General features: G+C 71.9%; 16 protein-coding genes and 1 tRNA gene. 7 read left to right on the top strand and 10 right to left on the bottom strand.

The features are described 5' to 3' along the window. Positions 1 to 63 precede the first annotated feature (63 nt). A tRNA-Gln gene (locus tag HNR20_RS17805) sits at positions 64 to 135 on the bottom strand. Positions 136 to 450: 315 nt separating this feature from the next. Between HNR20_RS17805 and HNR20_RS17800 the strand changes: the two genes are divergently transcribed. Then, entirely contained in the window at positions 451 to 1,416 is a 966-nt protein-coding gene (locus HNR20_RS17800) for an acyl-CoA desaturase (protein ID WP_184181284.1), read from the top strand. 223 nt (positions 1,417 to 1,639) lie between these two features. After that, positions 1,640 to 2,341 carry a TetR/AcrR family transcriptional regulator gene (locus tag HNR20_RS17795; protein ID WP_184181282.1) on the top strand — a complete coding sequence of 234 codons (702 nt, stop codon included), beginning with the start codon at positions 1,640 to 1,642 and terminating at the stop codon, positions 2,339 to 2,341. 7 nt (positions 2,342 to 2,348) lie between these two features. Here HNR20_RS17795 and HNR20_RS17790 read toward each other — a convergent pair whose 3' ends face one another. The 6 genes from HNR20_RS17790 to HNR20_RS17765 all read right to left on the bottom strand — a co-directional run bounded on the left by HNR20_RS17790 (position 2,349) and on the right by HNR20_RS17765 (position 8,346). Continuing rightward, positions 2,349 to 2,825 (bottom strand): DUF4383 domain-containing protein, encoded by a 477-nt coding sequence (locus HNR20_RS17790; protein ID WP_184181280.1) that lies wholly within the window; start codon positions 2,823 to 2,825, stop codon positions 2,349 to 2,351. A 204-nt stretch (positions 2,826 to 3,029) separates the two neighbouring features. Continuing rightward, positions 3,030 to 3,485 carry a DUF4383 domain-containing protein gene (locus HNR20_RS17785; protein ID WP_184181278.1) on the bottom strand — a complete coding sequence of 152 codons (456 nt, stop codon included), beginning with the start codon at positions 3,483 to 3,485 and terminating at the stop codon, positions 3,030 to 3,032. A 102-nt stretch (positions 3,486 to 3,587) separates the two neighbouring features. Next, positions 3,588 to 5,393 (bottom strand): ABC-F family ATP-binding cassette domain-containing protein, encoded by a 1,806-nt coding sequence (locus HNR20_RS17780; RefSeq protein WP_184181276.1) that lies wholly within the window; start codon positions 5,391 to 5,393, stop codon positions 3,588 to 3,590. Between the two features lie 112 nt (positions 5,394 to 5,505). Next, on the bottom strand, positions 5,506 to 6,456 hold the full coding sequence (locus tag HNR20_RS17775) for a 4-(cytidine 5'-diphospho)-2-C-methyl-D-erythritol kinase (protein WP_184181274.1): 951 nt from the start codon (positions 6,454 to 6,456) through the stop codon (positions 5,506 to 5,508). Positions 6,457 to 6,530: 74 nt separating this feature from the next. Continuing rightward, the gene (gene rsmA / locus HNR20_RS17770) at positions 6,531 to 7,400 is read right to left on the bottom strand and encodes a 16S rRNA (adenine(1518)-N(6)/adenine(1519)-N(6))-dimethyltransferase RsmA (protein ID WP_184181272.1); all 870 of its coding nucleotides are present in this window, start codon (positions 7,398 to 7,400) and stop codon (positions 6,531 to 6,533) included. 46 nt (positions 7,401 to 7,446) lie between these two features. Continuing rightward, complete coding sequence (locus HNR20_RS17765) at positions 7,447 to 8,346, bottom strand: TatD family hydrolase (protein WP_184181270.1); 900 nt, start codon at positions 8,344 to 8,346, stop codon at positions 7,447 to 7,449. A 234-nt stretch (positions 8,347 to 8,580) separates the two neighbouring features. On the opposite strand from HNR20_RS17765, the gene HNR20_RS17760 reads away from it, so the two are divergent. Next, on the top strand, positions 8,581 to 9,828 hold the full coding sequence (locus HNR20_RS17760) for a hypothetical protein (RefSeq protein ID WP_184181268.1): 1,248 nt from the start codon (positions 8,581 to 8,583) through the stop codon (positions 9,826 to 9,828). Between the two features lie 44 nt (positions 9,829 to 9,872). On the opposite strand, the gene metG is transcribed toward HNR20_RS17760, so the two are convergent. Continuing rightward, positions 9,873 to 11,675: a methionine--tRNA ligase gene (gene metG / locus HNR20_RS17755; RefSeq protein WP_184181266.1), complete on the bottom strand. Its 1,803-nt coding sequence runs from the start codon at positions 11,673 to 11,675 to the stop codon at positions 9,873 to 9,875. 611 nt (positions 11,676 to 12,286) lie between these two features. Between metG and HNR20_RS17750 the strand changes: the two genes are divergently transcribed. Next, a complete protein-coding gene (locus tag HNR20_RS17750) occupies positions 12,287 to 13,021 on the top strand; it encodes a hypothetical protein (RefSeq protein WP_184181264.1) in 735 nt (244 codons plus the stop codon). 54 nt (positions 13,022 to 13,075) lie between these two features. Here the strand turns inward: HNR20_RS17750 and rsmI are convergent, their stop codons facing one another. After that, positions 13,076 to 13,915 carry a 16S rRNA (cytidine(1402)-2'-O)-methyltransferase gene (gene rsmI / locus HNR20_RS17745; protein WP_221310698.1) on the bottom strand — a complete coding sequence of 280 codons (840 nt, stop codon included), beginning with the start codon at positions 13,913 to 13,915 and terminating at the stop codon, positions 13,076 to 13,078. Positions 13,916 to 14,065: 150 nt separating this feature from the next. Here rsmI and HNR20_RS17740 point away from each other — a divergent pair, with 150 nt between their 5' ends. The 3 genes from HNR20_RS17740 to HNR20_RS17730 all read left to right on the top strand — a co-directional run bounded on the left by HNR20_RS17740 (position 14,066) and on the right by HNR20_RS17730 (position 18,150). Further along, positions 14,066 to 15,718: a dolichyl-phosphate-mannose--protein mannosyltransferase gene (locus HNR20_RS17740; protein ID WP_229687046.1), complete on the top strand. Its 1,653-nt coding sequence runs from the start codon at positions 14,066 to 14,068 to the stop codon at positions 15,716 to 15,718. Between the two features lie 366 nt (positions 15,719 to 16,084). Next, positions 16,085 to 17,368 carry a VWA domain-containing protein gene (locus HNR20_RS17735; RefSeq protein WP_184181258.1) on the top strand — a complete coding sequence of 428 codons (1,284 nt, stop codon included), beginning with the start codon at positions 16,085 to 16,087 and terminating at the stop codon, positions 17,366 to 17,368. Next, positions 17,368 to 18,150, top strand: coding sequence for a peptidase (locus HNR20_RS17730; protein WP_184181256.1), 783 nt, complete (start codon positions 17,368 to 17,370; stop codon positions 18,148 to 18,150). Before HNR20_RS17735 ends, HNR20_RS17730 begins: the two co-directional genes overlap by 1 nt. 49 nt (positions 18,151 to 18,199) lie before the next feature. On the opposite strand, the gene HNR20_RS17725 is transcribed toward HNR20_RS17730, so the two are convergent. Next, positions 18,200 to 18,469 carry a hypothetical protein gene (locus HNR20_RS17725; RefSeq protein WP_184181254.1) on the bottom strand — a complete coding sequence of 90 codons (270 nt, stop codon included), beginning with the start codon at positions 18,467 to 18,469 and terminating at the stop codon, positions 18,200 to 18,202. Positions 18,470 to 18,621: the final 152 nt, after the last annotated feature.

Below are 18,621 nucleotides of genomic sequence, written 5' to 3'. Positions count from 1 at the left end.
CGCGGCGCCCGGCACGATCCCCTCTTACCCCCACCCGACCCTAAAACGGACGTAGGTGGGCAGCTCGGCCGCCAGGGTTCGAACCTGAAATACGGGTACCAAAGACCCGGGTGTTGCCAATTACACCACGGCCGATCAACGATGCGAGCACCTCGCATCAGGGGGATGGGCATCCCGCGCTACACCTTAGCGCCCCGGCCGCCGGACGCCATCGTTCATACCGCCCCGCCCTGATCGAGCCGCAACCCGCGCACTCCTGCGTGGATCGCCACGACGCGTCTCCGCCGCCCTGAGCCGCCCCAACCCATCCACCGACAATACTGTCCTGACCTGCGGCTTTGGGCAGCTATGCGAGGGTGATTCGAAACTTCCCCGTGCGATCTACGGTGCCGTAAGTTACGGTGACGTAGGCGTAGCTTCGTGATCGCAATCGTCCCCCTGCGAGGTCCCATGTCCACTGCTCTGCTCGATCCCAACCCCGCCGGCACCGGCCCCAAACCACTCACCGACGGCAGCCAGTCCCCCGGAATCCTGGCCGCCCTCTGGGGTTTCGTGGTCATCCCCTTCGTCGCCCTGCTGATCGCCGTGCCGGTGGCATGGGGCGGCTGGCTGGGCTGGACCGACGTGGTCATCGGCCTGGTCTGGTACGTCGTCTCCGGACTCGGCATCACCGTCGGCTTCCACCGCTACTTCACGCACGGCTCGTTCAAGGCCAAGCGGTGGCTGCGGGTGACGCTCGCGGTGGCGGGTTCGCTGGCGGTGCAGGGCGAGATCATCCAGTGGGTCGCCGACCACCGGCGGCACCACGCGTTCTCCGATCTGGAGGGTGACCCGCACTCGCCGTGGCGCTTCGGCACCAGCTTCTGGGCGTTGACCCGGGGCCTGTTCCACGCCCATGTGGGCTGGCTGTTCCGCCGGGAGTTGTCCAACCGGGAGCGTTTCGCACCGGATCTCATCGCGGACCGTGACATCAGCCGGGTCGATCGGCTCTTCCCTGCGATGGTGGCCATCTCACTGCTCGGCCCGGCGCTGATCGGCGGCCTGGTGTCCTGGTCCTGGCAGGGCGCGCTGACCGCGTTCTTCTGGGCGGGGCTGGTTCGAATCGGTCTGCTGCACCACGTCACCTGGGCGATCAACTCGGTCTGCCACGTCTACGGCGAGCGTCCGTTCGCGATGCGCCAGGGCGACCGTGCGTCGAACTTCTGGCCGCTGGCGATCCTGTCGTTCGGCGAGAGCTGGCACAACCTGCACCACGCCGACCCCACCAGTGCCCGGCACGGCGTGCTGCGTGGACAGGTGGACATCTCCGCCCGGGTGATCTGGTTGTTCGAGAAGACCGGCGCGGCGACGCAGGTGCGCTGGCCGAAGCCGGAACGACTCGCCGCCAAGCTGGTGAAGCCGGTCGCACCCCGATAAACCGGGCGGTGCACCGGGATGCCGCCTGGCAGGATGGCCGGATGATCGAGCCACGCGGGGGGACCGGACGGCTCGGCACACGGGGGGCCGGGCCCGATCCGGGTACGGTCGGACGGCGTGGCAGGGTGGTCGGACCGCCCGCCAGTGAGGCGACGACGTGAACGGGCACAGCGGAGGCACCATTCCACGGCAGGGCGTCACCGAGCGCCAGCGAGGCGGCGACATGCCTGAGGTCAATAACGGTAACGGTGTCGGCGGCCGGCGGGCGACGCCGCCGGCTCCGGCCCCGGCAGCCAAACCCAAACCCGCCTCCCGAGTCCGCATGTCGGCGGCCCAGCGACGCGAGCAGTTGATCGCGACCGGGCGGCAGCTCTTCGCCGAGCGCGGTTTCGACGCCACCTCCATCGAGGAGGTCGCGGCCCGCGCCAAGGTCTCCAAGCCGGTGGTGTACGAGCACTTCGGCGGCAAGGAAGGGCTCTACGCGGTGGTGGTGGACCGGGAGGTCCGGGCCCTGCTGGACCGGATCACCACGGCGTTGACCGCCGGGCACCCACGGGAGCTGCTGGAGCAGGCGGCCCTGGCCCTGCTGGGCTACATCGAAGAGGAGACCAGCGGTTTCCGGGTGCTGGTCCGCGAGTCGCCGTTGATGTCCGGCACGGCCAACTTCAGCAGCGTGATGAACGACGTGGCGCACCAGGTCGAGCACATCCTGGGCGCCGAGTTCAAGAGCCGCGGGTACGACCCGAAGCTCGCCGAGCTGTACTCGCAGGCGCTGGTCGGCATGGTGGCACTGACCGGACGCTGGTGGCTGGAGGTGCGCAAGCCGCGCAAGGAGACGGTGGCGGCGCACCTCGTCAACCTTGCCTGGAACGGGTTGTCGCACCTGGAGGCGAAGCCGACGTTGATCACCGCCCGGCGTCGCTGACCACGGGTCAGCGGCGGTGCACGTCGGCCACCGGGTGTTTGCGGTGCTCCAGCTCCGCCTGGGCGTGTTCCGGTGGGCCGACCTTGTCGTAGAGTCCGGTGCCGAGCAGGATCAGGCCGAACAGCATCGACACGACCACTGTCGACATCGAAAAGTTGAGGAAGTTCGCCCCGGTCTGCAGCACGGACATCATCAGGATGCTGGTAACCAGGAACACCACCCCGGCGGTGAGGTTCATGTAGTGGCCGAGGTTGCTGCGCCGTGAAGCCCCGATGATCAGGACGACTCCGAAGACCACCGACGCGAGCGAGAACGCCAGGTTGGTGCGGAGCCCGAGGGCCCAGGTGCTGCTTCGGTCGAAGAGCGGGTTGCCGATCGTCTCGGCGACGCCCCAGACGCCGAAGACCAGGATGTAGACGCCGATCAGGCCGGAGAGGACCCGGTAGAGCGGCCGTGCCGGATGGTTCACCGGGAAGTGCGGCATACCCAGACCCCCTGAATTGACCGTTTCAGGAGGATTGTCACCCAAGCCAGAGCCAACTGTCCGCAAAACCACAATGCGGAAGGTCCGCCGGAGGCTGGACCAGGTCAGGTTTTCGCCGGAGCCCGAGCTGCGCAGGGATCAAGCCTGACCGCCCGGAGCAGCTCGGGCTCCGGCGAAAACCACGGCCGCACCCAAGAAACAAACTCAGAGAACAAGCCGAGCCTTCTGGAAAGCCTCAGCCTCGTCGTCCGACCCGACCTTGCCGTACATGCCGACCATGAGCAGCACCAGGGCGGCGGCCATCACGACCATGACGGTGGTGATGCTGAAGTTGAAGAAGTTGGCGTCGGTCCGGATGAACGCGAGACCGGCCAGGCTGACCACCATCAGGGCGTACGCCAGCCACTGGTTGATCGCCACGTCGATGTTGCGGCCGAGCGCGGTGCCGATCAGCACGACGATCCCGACCAGAACGGTGAGCAGCGAGAAGCCGAGGTTGGTGCCCTGACCGAGGACCTGGGTGTCGTCCTGGGCGAGGATCTCGTTGCCGGTGCTCGTGATGATGCCGAGCACACCGAAGACCACCAGGTACAGACCGGTCAGCCCGCCGATCGCCCGGTAGATCGGCCGCGCGGGGTGGTTGACGGGGGTGTGGGCCATGTCTGTGTCTCCAACGCCGTGGGGTGAGGTGTCGCCGACGATTGTCCCGCATGTGGCGGTGTGACGCCGCACACGGCCCCCGGGCCGGCGCGTTCGGCCCGGTCAGCTCTCGGGAAGCTCCTCGGCGAGCGTCATCCAGCTCTCCTCGATCCGCTCCCGCTCGGCGCGCAGATCCTTGAGCTGGGTGTCCAACTCGGCGACCCGGGCGTAGTCGGTGGCGTCCGTCGCGAGCTGATCGAGCAGCGTGGTCTCGCGCTGGTCGAGCTTGCTGAGCTGCCGTTCCAACCGGGTCAGTTCCTTGCGTGCCTGACGGACCTCGGCGGCGGACATGCCACTCGCGGTCGGACTGGTGGTCACAGCCGTCGGGTTGGCCCCGGCCCGAGGGCTGCCGGACCGCTCCGCGGTCCGGGCAAGGTACTCGTCCACACCGCCCGGCAGGTGCACCAGCCGGCCGTCGCCGAACATCCCGTACGCCGTGTCGGTGACCCGCTCGATCAGGTAGCGGTCGTGGCTCGCCACGATGATCGTGCCGGGCCACGAGTCGAGCAGGTCCTCCAGCGCGGCGAGGGTGTCGGTGTCCAGGTCGTTGGTGGGCTCGTCGAAGAGCAGCACGTTCGGCTCGCCGGCGAGCAGCCGCAGCATCTGCAACCGGCGGCGTTCCCCACCGGAGAGGTCACTGACCGGGGTCCAGAGCCGGCGGTCGTCGAAGCCGAACACCTCGGCGAGTTGCGCGGCCGAGACCTCCCGATCGCCGAGCTGCACCCTGCGGGCGACCTCCTCGACGGCTTCGAGCACGCGCAGGTGCCCGGGCAACTCACTGAGCTCCTGAGAGAGGAATGCGGGTCGCACGGTGGAGCCGGTGCCGAGGCGGCCACCGTCGGGGCGGGTGATGCCGGCCAGCATCCGCAGCAGCGTGGTCTTGCCAGCGCCGTTGGCACCGAGGATGGCGATCCGGTCGCCGGGACCGACCAGCCAGGTGACGTCGCGCAGGATCTCCTTGGGGCCGGCGTGCAGCTCGACGTTCTCCAGGTCGTACACCTGCTTGCCGAGCCGGGAGGTGGCCATGCGCTGCAGGGACATGGTGTCGCGCGCCGGCGGCACGTCGGCGATCAAGGCGTTCGCGGCGTCGATGCGGAACTGGGGCTTGGAGGTCCGGGCGGGCGGGCCACGGCGCAGCCAGGCGATCTCCTTGCGGAGCAGGTTCTGCCGGCGGGCCTCGGTGGCGGCGGCGACGCGTTCACGCTCGGCACGGGCGAGGGTCCAGGCGGCGAACCCACCCTCGTAGGCCCGGACGGTCTGGTCGGCGACCTCCCAGGTGTTGGTGCAGACCGCGTCCAGGAACCACCGGTCGTGGGTGACCACGACCAGGGCGCCCTTGCGGCCGACCAGGTGCCGGGCCAGCCAGTCGACACCGCCGACGTCGAGGTGGTTGGTGGGCTCGTCGAGGATGAGCAGGTCGGAGTCGCGGACGAGCAGCGCGGCGAGCGCCACCCGCCGCCGTTCGCCACCGGACATCGGGCCGACCGGCTGGTCGAGGCCGAGGTGCGGCATACCGAGGCCGTCGAGGATGGCACGGACCCCGGCGTCGCCGGCCCACTCGTGCTCGGCGCCCATGCCCTCGTCGAGCCAGGCGGTCCCGAGCACCACGTCCCGGACGGTGGAGTCGGGGGCGAGCGTGAGCTGCTGCGGCAGCCAGAGCACGCGCAGGTCGCGGCGGTGCGTCACCCGGCCGTCGTCGGGGTCCTCCTGCTTGGTGAGCAACCGCAGCAGGGTGGACTTGCCGGCACCGTTGAGGCCGACCACGCCGATCCGGTCGGCGTCGTCCAGGCCGAGCGAGACGTCCGTGAGCAGCCGCCCTGCGGCGCCGTACCCCTTGGACACCCGGTCCAGATTGACGATGTTCGCCACGTTCCACCCTTCATGATCAAAGCGTCCCGGTGCCGGCGGGCACCTGGACGCCTGACCCAAGGGTACGCGGACGACATGGATGCCCTCGCCGCGCGCCCGGTGGGACGCCTCGTCAGCCGACGCGAGCGCCGGCGACCGGGCCGTGCGCGACCCGGGCCTCCCGGCACACGCCCGCAGCAGTCAACTCGGCGGCGATCCGCTCCGCGTCTGCCCCGTCGGCAGCGAGGAACACGCAGGTCGGCCCGGAGCCGGAGACGATGCCGGTGAGCGCGCCGGCCGCCTCACCGGCCTTGAGGGTGTCGGCCAGCGCCGGGCGCATGGCCAGCGCGGCGTCCTGGAGGTCGTTGCCGAGTGTCCGGGCGAGCACCCGGGGGTCACGCTGGCGCAACGCACCCAGCAGCGCGTCGGTGCTGCCCAGCGGCGCACCGGCGGACCCGGCGTCGCGGAGCCGATCCAACTCGCGGTACGCGGCCGGGGTGCTGAGGCCGCCGTCGGCGATCGCCACCACCCAGTGCCAGGAGGTGGGGCGGGCCAGCACGGGGCTGATCGCCTCGCCCCGGCCGGTGCCCAGCGCGGTGCCGCCGTAGATCAGGAAGGGCACGTCGGAGCCGAGGTCCGCGGCGATCCCGGCTAACTCGTCGCGGGACAGCCCGGTGCCCCACAGCGCGTCGCAGGCCACCAGCGTGGCGGCCGCGTCGGCGCTACCGCCGGCCAGCCCACCGGCGAGGGGGATCTGCTTTCGCAGGTGCAGTCGGGCGTGGGGCAGCACGCCCGCGTACCCGGCGAGGGCGTGCGCCGCGCGGATCACCAGGTTGGTGTCGTCCAACGCCAACTCCCCGGTGCCTTCGCCCTCCATGGTCAGGGCGAGAGTGTCGCCCCGGCGGGCCGTCAGCTCGTCGTAGATCGAGATGGCGTGGTACACCGTGTTCAGCTCGTGGTAGCCGTCACGGCGAAGAGGGCCAACCCCGAGGTGCAGATTGACCTTCGCGGGCACCCGGACCTTCACCGGGCCGATGGCCCCGCGTCGCTCGTCCTCGCCGTCCGGTCGCCAGGCCTCGGTCACGGGGTGATGTCCCGTACGCGCAGACGAATGTCGAACAGCTCGGTCAAGATCAGCTCCTCAGGCACGGCGTCAGCCTACTTCGCGGCCCGCGTACCGGCCGGAGCCGACGCGGCGATGGCGGTGAACTGCTCGACGGTCAGTGACTCCCCCCGGGCGCCGGGGTCGACGCCGGCCGCGGTGAGGGCGGCGGCGGCCCGGTCCGGGCCGCCGGCCCAGCCGGCCAGGGCGGCCCGCAGCGTCTTGCGCCGCTGCGCGAACGCCGCGTCGACCACCGCGAAGACCTCTTCCCGGGGTACGTCGGCTCGAGGTGGTTCGCGGCAGGTGAACGCGACCAGGCCGGAGTCGACGTTGGGGACCGGCCAGAACACGTTCGGGGGCACCCGACCGGCGCCCCGGGCCTGGGCGTACCAGGCGAGCTTGACCGACGGGATGCCGTACACCTTGGAGCCGGGACCGGCGACGAGCCGGTCGGCGACCTCCTTCTGCACCATCACCAGGCCGTGCCGCAGGGTGGGCAGCACGGCGAGCAGGTGCAGCACGACGGGCACGGCCACGTTGTAGGGCAGGTTCGCCACCAGCGCGGTCGGCGGCGGATCCGCCAGCTCGGCGGGGTCGATGCGCAGCGCGTCGGCGCGGTGCACGGTGAGCCGGCCGGCATCGGCCCCGGCGTGCCGCGCGGCGGTCTCCGGCAGCGCCCCGGCGAGCACCGGGTCGATCTCCACGGCGTGGACGTGCCCGGCGACCGGCAGCAGCCCCAGGGTCAGCGAGCCGAGCCCGGGCCCGACCTCCAGGGCCACGTCGTCGGGGGTCAGGCCGGCGGCGTTGACGATCCGGCGCACGGTGTTCGGGTCGTGCACGAAGTTCTGGCCCAGCTTCTTGGTGGGCGCGACGCCCAGCCGGGCGGCGAGTTCCCGGATCTCCGCCGGGCCGAGGAGACCGGTCATGCCTGGCAGCGTAACGGCGGCGTCGGAGCCGGCCGTCGGGCCGGGCTCACCACGGGCCGAAGGCCCGGTCGCCGTTGGCGGAGATGGCCGCGCACAACTCGTCCACGTCGCTGCCGGTGGTCGCGGCCAGTGCGCGGACGGTGAGCGGGATCAGGTACGAGGCGTTCGGCCGGCCACGGTGCGGCGTCGGGGTGAGGTACGGGGCGTCGGTCTCCACCAGAATCTGGTCCAGGGGGGTGAGCGCGGCGGCCTCGCGCAACGCGTTGGCGCTGGCAAAGGTGACGGTGCCGGCGAAGCTGAGCAGGTAGCCGCGGCGGACGCACTCGCGGGCGAAGTCCGCGTCACCGGAGAAGCAGTGCAGCACCACCCGCTCGGGAGCGCCCTCGTCGTCGAGGATCCGCAGCACGTCGGAGTGCGCGTCCCGGTCGTGGATGACAAGCGTCCTGCCGTACCGCTTGGCGATGGCGATGTGTGCCCGGAAACTCTCCTCCTGCGTGGCACGCCCCTCGTCGCCGGTCCGGAAGAAGTCCATTCCGGTCTCGCCGATCCCCCGGACCCGGTCGCGGGCGGCGAGTGACTCGATCTCCCGCAGTGCCTCGTCGAGGTCGTCCAGCCGGGGCGCCTCGTTGGGGTGCAGCGCCACGGTGGCCAGCACGGCCGGGTACCGGTCGGCGGTGTCCGCGCCCCACTGGGAGGAGGCGACGTCCACCCCCACCTGGACCAGGCGGTCCACGCCGACCTTGGCGGCCAATGTGATCGCCACGGCGACCGGGTCGTCGGCCGGACCGCCGCCGGGCACACCGGCCTCGCTGACCGTGATGTCCAGGTGGGTGTGGCTGTCCAGCACCGGCCGGGGCAGCGGCTCGGGGGCGGGCGGAAACTCTCCGGCCCGCCGGGCGGCACGCTCTCGACGGGATTCAGTCGGCTCGCTCATCAGCGACAGCATCACACACCGGGCCTGTCCATCTGCCCGCCACCCGACGTTCACCTCGGCTACGTCGCGCGACTCTACCGTCGCCTCCGAGCGAGCGCGGCGAGCGAACCGGCAGGCGCGGCAGCGTGGCGCGAAGCGACGGCACGGAGCGAAGCGGAGTGCTGGCAATGAGCGGACTGAGTGCGCCACCGGGCCGACGCATCAGCGTGGCGGCCCCCATCTCACCGAGCAGAGGAAGGTGACGGCATGAGCGTCACCCCCCAGGTCGGCGGCACCGCCGGTGAACGGACCGGGCTGCACGTGGCGTTCGGAGGCGGCGTCTACCCCGCCGAGGAGATTGCCCGAGGCGCCGCGTACGAGCTGTTCAGCGCCGACGAGGTGGCCGGCTTCGAGTGGGCGCCCCGACCGGGCAGCGCCCTGCCGTGGCGCCGGTTCGTGCACGTCACCGAGGTGACCGCGGTGCACGGAGCGACAGAGCCGGCCGACGAGCCGGAGACGCCGCTGATGATGCCCGCCCACCGCGAGCGGGGCTGGGCGTACCTGCACCAGCTCAGCCAGCAGCCGGCCGCCGCGGGTGATCCGACGCTGACGGTGGCACGCGCGTCGGCCGTGGTCCGGCGGGGTACCCGGATGGTGAAGATGCTCTCTGCCCGGCAGCTCGCCGGGTACGTACGGGGCTGGCTGCCGCACGGCTTCTGCTACCGCGAGCACGATGTGGCGCATCTGCGTACGCCGGCGACGACGACGGTGCTGCGCACCGACGGTGAGGTCGGCCGGGACGGCTCTGAGGTGGCGTACGCCCTGCGCTGGCGGGCGTCCGACCCGGGCGACTACGACGTGCCGGTGGGCGAGGCACACCGTGGCCTGACCGCGCTGGCATCCCGGGACCGGCTCGGCGCGCCGGTGCTGGGCACCGGCTTCGTGCCGAGCAACGGTCAGCTCATCCCGGAGTTCATCACCCGGGACTTCGCCGACCTGCCGATGCCGGCCAACGCCGCCCTGATCGCCTACCCGGCGGAGGGCGTAGAGGTGGTGCTCTACACCTACCAGGCCGAGCAGCGCGGGTGGCTGCGGATGGTGGGCCCGCAGTGGCGGCACCTGCTGGCCGCGGTGCCGGACATCTCCCCGGACCAGGAGTACGTGCCGAACTCGGACGCCCCGCGCTCCACCCAACTGGTGGGCATGTACGGCGACAGCGAGTACGAGGCGGTGGCCGACCTGCCCGGCGGGTTCCGCGTGCTGGCGATGACCCGGGCGGCCCGTTACCCGGTGGATGCGGTGGCCCGCCGGCTCCGGTTCGCCCAGTGGCGGGGCGTGCCCTGCCTGGTGCTGCGGGAGGAGGCCGGTTGGCTGCGGATGCGACTGCGCTACCCGAACCCGGACGCGGTGGTCACGACCGGTGCGCAGTGCCACGAACGTGGCGTCTACGAGGCCTGGGCACCGGGCGCCGAGGTGACCGACGACCAGGTGATGGACACCCGGTACGCGATGTGACGTCGCGCGGCGGCAGGGGACCCCTGCCGCCGCGCGTCGTGCGTTCAGTCGGCCAGCCGGGCCAGCTCCTCGTCGACGATCGACGGGTCGAGCTTGCGGAACACCGGCTTCGGCACTGCCAACGGTCGGCCCGCCTCCAGCGACACCGACTCCCAACGCGCGCCGACGGTGTAGTCCCCGGTGAGGATCGGGTACGCCGGACCGCCGTCCAGGTCGTCGACCTGCTCGATCACCGGCATCGGCGCGTGCACGCCGGTGCCGCCGAGCAGCTCGTGCACCTGCTGCGCCGAGTGCGGCAGGAACGGGGTGAGCAGCGTGTTGGCGTCGCTGATCACCTGGAGGGCGACGTGCAGGATGGTGCCCATCCGAGGCTTGTCCGCCTCGTCCTTGAGCTTCCACGGCGCCTGCTCGGAGAGGTACCTGTTGGCCTCGGCGACGACCTTCATGGCCTCGCCGATGGCCTGCTTCTGCCGGTGCCGGCCGATCAGGTCACCGACCACGGCGAACCCGGCCCGGGCGGTGGCGAGCAGCGCCTCGTCGGCCTCGGTGAGCCCGGCCGGGTCGACCGGCGGGATCGCCCCGAAGTTCTTCGCCGCCATCGACACGGACCGGTTGACCAGGTTGCCCCAGCCGGCGACCAGTTCGTCGTTGTTGCGGCGGAGGAACTCGGCCCAGGTGAAGTCGGTGTCGTTGCTCTCCGGGCCGGCGGCGGCGATGAAGTAGCGCAGCGCGTCGGCGTCGTAGCGCTCCAGGAAGTCGCGAACGTAGATGACCACCTTGCGGGACGAGGAGAACTTGCGCCCCTCCATGGTCAGGTATTCGCTGGAGACGACCTCGGTGGGCAGGTTCAGCCGACCCAGCTCGCCCGGCTCACCGTCGCGGGAGCCCTCGCCGGAGTAGCCGGAGAGCAGCGCCGGCCAGATCACCGAGTGGAAGACGATGTTGTCCTTGCCCATGAAGTAGTAGGACTGGCTGTCCTTGCCGGCCCCGTCGGTGGACCACCACTGCCGCCAGGCCTCCGGGTCGCCGGAGCGGCGGGCCCACTCGATCGAGGCGGACAGGTAGCCGATCACCGCGTCGAACCAGACGTAGATCCGCTTGTCCGGTCGGTCGCGCCAGCCGTCCAGCGGGATCGGCACGCCCCACTCCAGGTCGCGGGTGATCGCCCGGGGCTGGAGGTCGTCGAGCAGGTTGCGGGAGAACCGCAGCACGTTGGGCCGCCACCCGTCCCGGGTGTCCAGCCACTGCCGCAGCACCTCGGCCAGGGCGGGCAGGTCCAGGAAGAAGTGCTCGGTCTCGACGAACTTCGGGGTCTCCCCGTTGATCCGCGACTTCGGGTCGATCAGGTCGATCGGGTCGAGCTGGTTGCCGCAGTTGTCGCACTGGTCGCCGCGGGCACTGTCGTACCCGCAGATCGGGCAGGTGCCCTCGATGTAGCGGTCGGGCAGGGTGCGCCCGGTGGACGGGGAGATGGCGCCCATGGTGGTCTTCGGCACGATGTAACCGTTGCGGTACATCCCCTCGAACAACTCCTGCACCACCGCGTAGTGGTTACGGGTGGTGGTGCGGGTGAACAGGTCGTAGGAGAGGCCGAGGCCGTGCAGGTCCTCGACGATCACCCTGTTGTACCGGTCGGCCAGCTCGCGCGGGGTCACCCCGTCGGCGTCGGCCTGCACCTGGATCGGGGTGCCGTGCTCGTCGGTGCCGGAGACCATGAGCACGTCGTGGCCGGCCATCCGCATGTACCGGGCGAAGACGTCGGAGGGAACGCCGAAACCGGAGACGTGGCCGATGTGGCGGGGGCCGTTGGCGTACGGCCAGGCCACTGCCGCGAGAACGTGACTCATGAGCAGCAAGCCTAGTGACCCGTCCGGGGCGCCCGCGAACCAATAGGGGGTGCCGCGCAGGCGGACCGGTCCGACCACCCCGTCCATTGGTCCGATTTGTCGCCGACACGCGGCTCAGCTGCCCATTCCGCCTCCCTGACCGGTGTGCAATGAACCTCGTGACTGGCAGACGAGCGGCACGGGACCATGAGGACCGTCCCACCGGGCCGGCGGTCGGCGACGACCCCGGCCCCGAGCCCGCCGCGCCCCGCAGCGCCGGGGTCGCGCCCCAGCCCCGGTTGGTGCCCGGCATCGACCCGGGTCCAGCACAGCGACCGAGTCCCACCCCACGGCCGAGCCCCGAACCACGGCCGAGCCCCGAACCGGAGCCGGAAGCCGGTCGGCCGGGGGAACAGCCGGCTGCGCCATCGGGACGGGCGGCCGCGCCGAGGCGCAGCGGTCCCGCGGAACTCGCCGCCACCCCGGTCCGCCCGACGCCCGCCGCGCCGGCGCCCACCCCGGCCCGTCCGGGTCCCGCGGCGCCCGTACCCAGCCCGGCCCGGCCCAGCTCGCCGGGCCCGACGGCCGGCTCGGCACCCGCCACCGCGCAGCCAAACGCGGGGGCCGTCGAGATGGAGCCGACCACCGGGGCGCCGGTGGACGCGGTGCCGAGTCGGGTGCCCGTTCGACAGCAGAGCCGCCGGCACCGGGATCGTCGGCTCCCCGGTGACACGCCGCCGGACGACGACAGCGCCTTCTGGGCACCGATCGAGGAGGTGCACTGGGACGGCACCCCGGTCCGGGAGGACCCGTCGCCGGAGCGAAACCGCAGCTTCCGGTGGCCGGGGCGCCGGTCACCCAGCCGTACGGCCCCACCGCCGGATCCGCTGCCCGGGCTCGCCGCGCTGGTGGTGTTGAGCCTTGTCGTGGCCTTCTTCGCCTGGGTCAGCGCCGGCCCGTTCTGGCTCGCGGTCGGGCATGCCCGGGTGGGCACGGTGGTGATCGACGACTGCACCGGCGGCGGACTCACCCAGCGGTGTCGAGGGATGTTCACGGCGGAGGACGGGCGGTTCATTGCGCACGGTGTGAAGGTCAGCGGCGTGCCCGCCGGAGGGGACGCGGCCGGCACGTCGCTGACGGCCCGGATGACCGGCCCGGACAGCGGCACCGCGTACGCGGACGCCGGGGTGGGCCGGCACCTGCGCTGGCTGCCCGGCCTGCTGGTGGTGCTGGGCTGCACCGCCGGCATCGTCCGGTGGACCGGGTCGGCCCGGTTGCCCGGCCGCCGGCACCGCCGCTGGGCCGTGGCCGCCGCCATCGCCGGCCCGGTGCTGATCACCGTCGGCTTCCTGGCCGCCGCCTGGTGAAGACCGACGCCCGGTGACGGCGCCTGATGGTGGCGGCGCGGCCAGGAGCGTCCGTCAGCTGTGCACGATCGTGTAGACGTCCCGGCGGCGCAGCGCGTACTCGGTGGCGACGTCGGTGATGGCGTCCCGGCGGGACCGGCCGGCGGCCTCGCGCTCGGCGACCGCCGCGCGAAGGGTCTCGTCGTCGGGGCGTTCCGGGGCGGTCACCGGTGCGCCGGCCACGACGAGGGTGATCTCTCCGCGCGGGTCCCCCTCGGCTGCCCACCGGGCCAGCTCGCCGAGGGGGCGGCGGAGCACCTCCTCGTAGGTCTTCGTGAGCTCGCGGCAGAGCGCGGCCGGCCGGTCCGCACCGAACGTGTCGGCCAGGTCGGTGAGCGCCGCGCCGATCCGGTGCGGGGCCTCGAAGAAGACGAGGGTTCGCTCCTCGGCGGCGAGCGCGCGCAGCCGGGACCGACGGGCGCCGGGGGCGCGGGGCAGGAAGCCCTCGAAGCAGAACCGGTCGCAGGGCAGGCCGGAGACAGCCAGTGCGGTGGTGACGGCACTCGGCCCGGGGGCGACGGTGATCGGCGCCCCGACCTCCAACGCGGCCCGGACCAGCCGGTAGCCGGGGTCGGAGACGCTCGGCATCCCGCCGTCGGTGACAAGTGCCACCACGTACCCGCCGAGGATGACCTCGACCAGCTCCGGCGTGCGCCGCTCCTCGTTGCCCTCGAAGTAGGAGACGATCCGACCTCCGACGGTGATGTCGAGATCGCGGGCCAGCCGGGTGAGTCGGCGAGTGTCCTCGGCCGCGACCACGTCGGCGCTCACCAGCACCTCCCGGAATCGGGCCGAGGCGTCGGCGGGGTTGCCGAGCGGGGCACCGAGCAGGATCAGGCGCCCAACTTCGGACATTTCACCCACGAATTCGTCTCCTTCATCGACAGTTGGTACCGGTATCAGGGACGACGGACGCCACCGGGCACCTTGGCAGCCTACGATCGCCGGGTGACGAGTGCGTCGACAGCGCAGAGCCCGAGCGCCGATCCTGCCAAGACGGTCGAGGTGACCGGCGAGCCCAGCCCCGACCAGGAGCCGACGGCACCGCCCGCCGGTCGCGGCAGTCTGCCCGCCCAGGTCCGGCGGCGGTTCGCCACCGTCGACAGCCAACTGGACCGGGTCTCCTGGTTGGCCACAGCGGTGGTGGTGGCCATCGCGGCGATTCTGCGCTTCGTCGGGCTGTCCAGCGTGAAGACCAAGATCTTCGACGAGACGTACTACGCCAAGGACGGCTACGGGCTGATCAGCCGGGGCGTCGAGTGGAACTACAAGGACAACGTCCCGTCGTACGTGGTGCATCCACCGCTGGGTAAGTGGTTGATCGGCCTCGGCGAGTGGGCCTTCGGCTATCAGGACGCCGAGTCGAAGGTCTCCGTCCCCGGGCACCTGTTGACCACCTCGCCGGAGTTCGGCTGGCGGTTCTCGGCGGCCGTGGTCGGCACCCTGTCGGTCCTGCTGCTGGTCCGCATCGGTCGGCGGATGTTCCGCTCGACGGTGCTCGGCTGCGCCGCCGGCCTGCTGCTCGCCCTGGACGGCTTCCACCTGGTGCTGTCCCGCGCGGCACTGCTCGACATCTTCCTGCTCTTCTTCGTGCTGGCCGCGTTCGGCGCGTTGGTGCTCGATCGGGACTCCCGCCGCCGCCGCTGGGCGCGGGCGCTCGACGACGGGCTCGACCCGAGCCAGCCGGGGCGTGCCGGCCGACCGCCGACCGGTTGGCGCACCTGGCCGTGGTGGCGGTTGGCGGCTGGGGTGCTGATCGGCTGCGCCTGCGCGGTCAAGTGGAGCGCACTGTATTTCGTGCCGGTCTTCGCACTGCTGGTGATCCTCTGGGAGGTCGGCGTCCGCCGCTCGGCGGGGGTCCGCCGGCCCTGGCGGGACACCCTGCTCGACGAGCTGCCCTGGCTGGTGCTCGCCGGCGTGCTGATGCTGGGCACCTACCTCGCCACCTGGTCCGGCTGGCTGATCACCGACGACGGCTACTACCGGCTCGCGTCGGCCTACCCGAGCGCCCCGCTCAGCGACCGCCCGGTGATCGGCCCGTTGATCAACCTCTTCGAGTACCACCGGGCGGCGTACGGCTTCCACGCCCAGCTCGACGACGCACACAAGTACCAGTCGTGGCCGTGGCAGTGGTTGCTACTCGGCCGGCCGGTGGCCTTCCACTATTCCGGTGACGGCGTCTGCGGCGCGCCGACCTGCGCCTCCGAGATCCTGCTGCTGGGCACCCCGCTGCTCTGGTGGTCGTTCCTGCCCGCCCTGGCGGCGCTGGCCTGGCTGGGCCTGGCCCGTCGGGACTGGCGGGCCGGCGCGATCCTGCTCACCGTGGCCGCCGGGCTGCTGCCGTGGTTCTGGTTCGCCCTCGACGGCCGGACGATGTTCTCGTTCTACGCCGCCCCGGTGGTGCCCTTCCTGGTGCTCGCCGTGGTGTACGTGATGGGCGCGTTGATCGCACCCGCCGGGGGTGACGTGGGTGAGGTGGCGCCGCTGGTGCCCGGTGACCCGAGTTACGAACGCCGGCTGGTGGGCAGCGTCGCGGCCGGGGCGTACGTGCTGCTGGTCGGGCTCTGCTTCGCGTACTTCTATCCGATCTTCGTCGGCAAGGTGATCCCGTACTCGGACTGGCTGTCCCGGATGTGGCTCGACGGTCGGTGGATATAAGCACCGACAGGCGACGCGCCGCACAGCGCGACGGAAAAGGGCCCGCACGCTTGAAGCGTGCGGGCCCTTTTGACAAAGACGCGCGCCCCGATCGCCTGCCACGGGGGAAGCGGGCGATTGGGGCGCGCATGAAGAGCTTAACCACCGCGCACCACCGGCACAACGGGTCGACTTAAGTCAGATTTCCGACGGATGGCGGCCGGGCCGATACTTGCTAGTGAGCAGTTGACCGAGGGTGACCTGACGTGGACCCAGAGCGCGAAAATGGCCGGTCAGAGGCGGTCGTCGGGCTGGTCGGGGCGCCAGGGCGAAGAGCTACGCCGACCCAAGTGATCATCCAAAGTGGATCTCACTACACTGCGGCCCGTGATCAACTTCAGACGATCGGCGGCCGTCCTCTGCGGACTGTTGGCGACCACCGCGCTGGCCGGGGCGGTCCCGGCGCAGGCCGACGAGGAGCCGGTGCCGGAGCCTCCCCGGGTCGAGCTGGTGCTCGACGTCAGCGGCTCGATGGGCGCCGCCGACATCGACGGACGCAGCCGGATCTCGGTGGCCCAGCAGGCCTTCAACGAGGTGGTGGACGCCCTGCCGGAGCAGACCCAGCTCGGCATCCGGGTGCTCGGCGCGACCTACCGAGGCAAGGACAAGAAGGTCGGCTGCCAGGACACGCAGCAGATCGTGCCGGTCGGCCCGGTGGACCGGTCCGCGGCCAAGGCCGCCGTGGCGACGCTGCGGCCGACCGGATTCACACCGGTCGGCCTCGCACTGCGCTCCGCCGCACAGGACCTGGGCACCGGGGCCACCACCCGGCGGATCGTGCTGATCACCGATGGCGAGGACACCTGCGCCCCACCAGACCCGTGCGAGGTGGCCCGGGAACTGGCCGCCCAGGGCACCAGCCTGGTCGTTGACACCCTCGGCCTGGCCCCCGACGAGAAGGTCCGCCGGCAGTTGCTCTGCATCGCCAGCGCGACCGGCGGCACCTACACCGCCGCGCAGAGCGCCGAGGAGCTGACCGACCGGATCAAGCAACTCGTCGAGCGGGCCGGCGACACGCACACCCGGGCCCCGACCGTGGTCGGCGGCGCGGACGCCTGCCCTTCGGCGCCGCTGCTCGCCCCCGGCGTGTACGCCGATCGGGAGGCGTTCTCCGAGCACCGCTACTACCGGGTGCCGGTACGCCCCGGGCAGGAGCTTCGGGCGTCGGTCAGCATGGCGCTGGACCGCCCCGTGAACCGGGACTACGGGGTGCTGCTGCGGGCCACCGCAGCGGACGGTCGAGAACTGGTCCGAGGCGCGGACGCCGGCAGCGGGCGGGCCGACGTGCTCTCCGCCGGGCTGCGCTGGTCGGCCACCGCCGACGATGAGGATGCCGCGGAGGCCGAGGAGACCGCCGCAGCGGTCGTCGAACCCACCACCGTCTGCCTGGTGGTCAGCAACTCGTTCGCCCCCCGCCCCGGCACGGCAGCGACCCCGGGCATGCCGGTGGAGCTGACCATCGATGTGGTCGCCGCCGCCCCCGCACCGGACGGACCGGACCTCGGCCGGGGCTGGGTGCTGCTCGCCCTGCTCACCGTTGCCGGGCTGATCACCGGCCTGCTCGCCGGCCTGCTCACCCGCTGGTGGGTCGCCACCTGGAGGGAGAACTGATGCGAACCGCACTGTTCCGGTCGCTGGCGGCGCTGCTCGCCACTGGCGGGGCCGCGCTGCTTCCCGCCGCGGCCGTCGCCGCCCCGACGCCCTCCCCCGGTGCCACGCCCGTGAACCGGGCCGGCACGTCGTTCCTCAGCGCCACCCCGATCGCCGCCGGGCAACCGGTACGGGTCGACGCCTCGATCGGCGACCACCTCTACTGGTCGTTCCCGGCGACGGCCGGTCAGGTGCACGAGATCAGTGCCACCGTCACCTTCCCGAAGGGGCGCAGCGGCGCCTCCACCTGGACGGTGGACGTCTTCGACGGGTTGCGCCGACGCCAGGCGTGCACCGCGGGGGCGCAGACCCCCACCGTGGACGCGAAGGCGACGAGCGTGGCGCTGGGCTGCACGCTGCGCGAGGTACGGCCGTGGGCGGAGCCCTGGTCGGCCGATCCGCTGCCCGGCACGTACGTCGTCCGGCTCTCCGTGATCGACCTGCCGGAGCCGGATCTGGGTGCGCCGATCGACGTGGACCTGCTGGTCGGCACCATCGCCGACCGGGGCGCCTCGGCCGACGACGGTGAGTTGGCCGCACCGCTGGTGCCGAACACCAAGGCGGGCACGGTGCTCAACGCCGTACCCCCGGTGGACCCGGAGGCCGACGACGAGAGCGACCCGCTCGCGGACTGGTTGCCGGACCTCGGTTCGCGCTGGGTCTGGACCGGCATCGGCGGCGTGCTCGCCGCCGTGGCCGGCGTCGTCGGTTTCGCGATGACCCGGCGGCCCCGGCGTCGCTGAGCCGTCCGGCCCCGCTGGTGGCCCCGCCCGGCGGCGGGGCCACCAGCGGTCAGCTACGCCGGGGGCCGCGTGGCAACCAGCCAATGAACCGGTCCTGGAGCGACATCACCGGGGCGGCGCGCAGATCCTCGGTGGCGGCGGCGAGGCAGGAGCCCAGGTAGACGCTGAGCATCGCCCGGTCACCCCCGTACTCCGCCAGCAGCCGGCTGCGTTTCGTCGCGCACGGCCACTCGTCACCGCAGGAGCGGCAGCTCCAGCAGGGGGTTTTCGGGGCGTGATCATCAGCCCGCACCCCCGGCCGTTCCGCACCATCGGTCATCGCACGTCCTTCCAGATGTCCACGGGACTGGCCGGCTGCCGTGCCCGGCCAGTGTTCGATGGTGGTCCCCCCGGAGCCATCAGGGAGAGCGGCACGCAGCCCTCCGGTGTTACATCCTTCCGGTACCTTCTCCGGTTGTGGGAGTCGGAAAG

Source organism: Micromonospora parathelypteridis, from assembly GCF_014201145.1.
Classification (GTDB): domain Bacteria; phylum Actinomycetota; class Actinomycetes; order Mycobacteriales; family Micromonosporaceae; genus Micromonospora; species Micromonospora parathelypteridis.
Note: the sequence above shows the minus strand (reverse complement) of the source record. Positions and strands in the feature narration are given on the sequence as shown.

Excerpts from the sequence above, each read along its gene's own strand:
- rsmI (WP_221310698.1), bottom strand. The coding sequence starts at position 13,915 with ATGTCCGAAGTTGGGCGCCTGATCCTGCTCGGTGCCCCGCTCGGCAAC.
- HNR20_RS17765 (WP_184181270.1), bottom strand. The coding sequence starts at position 8,346 with ATGCTGTCGCTGATGAGCGAGCCGACTGAATCCCGTCGAGAGCGTGCC.
- HNR20_RS17800 (WP_184181284.1), top strand. The coding sequence starts at position 451 with ATGTCCACTGCTCTGCTCGATCCCAACCCCGCCGGCACCGGCCCCAAA.
- HNR20_RS17730 (WP_184181256.1), top strand. The coding sequence starts at position 17,368 with ATGCGAACCGCACTGTTCCGGTCGCTGGCGGCGCTGCTCGCCACTGGC.
- HNR20_RS17760 (WP_184181268.1), top strand. The coding sequence starts at position 8,581 with ATGAGCGTCACCCCCCAGGTCGGCGGCACCGCCGGTGAACGGACCGGG.
- HNR20_RS17750 (WP_184181264.1), top strand. The coding sequence starts at position 12,287 with ATGGAGCCGACCACCGGGGCGCCGGTGGACGCGGTGCCGAGTCGGGTG.
- metG (WP_184181266.1), bottom strand. The coding sequence starts at position 11,675 with ATGAGTCACGTTCTCGCGGCAGTGGCCTGGCCGTACGCCAACGGCCCC.
- HNR20_RS17785 (WP_184181278.1), bottom strand. The coding sequence starts at position 3,485 with ATGGCCCACACCCCCGTCAACCACCCCGCGCGGCCGATCTACCGGGCG.
- HNR20_RS17790 (WP_184181280.1), bottom strand. The coding sequence starts at position 2,825 with ATGCCGCACTTCCCGGTGAACCATCCGGCACGGCCGCTCTACCGGGTC.
- rsmA (WP_184181272.1), bottom strand. The coding sequence starts at position 7,400 with ATGACCGGTCTCCTCGGCCCGGCGGAGATCCGGGAACTCGCCGCCCGG.
- HNR20_RS17795 (WP_184181282.1), top strand. The coding sequence starts at position 1,640 with ATGCCTGAGGTCAATAACGGTAACGGTGTCGGCGGCCGGCGGGCGACG.
- HNR20_RS17725 (WP_184181254.1), bottom strand. The coding sequence starts at position 18,469 with ATGACCGATGGTGCGGAACGGCCGGGGGTGCGGGCTGATGATCACGCC.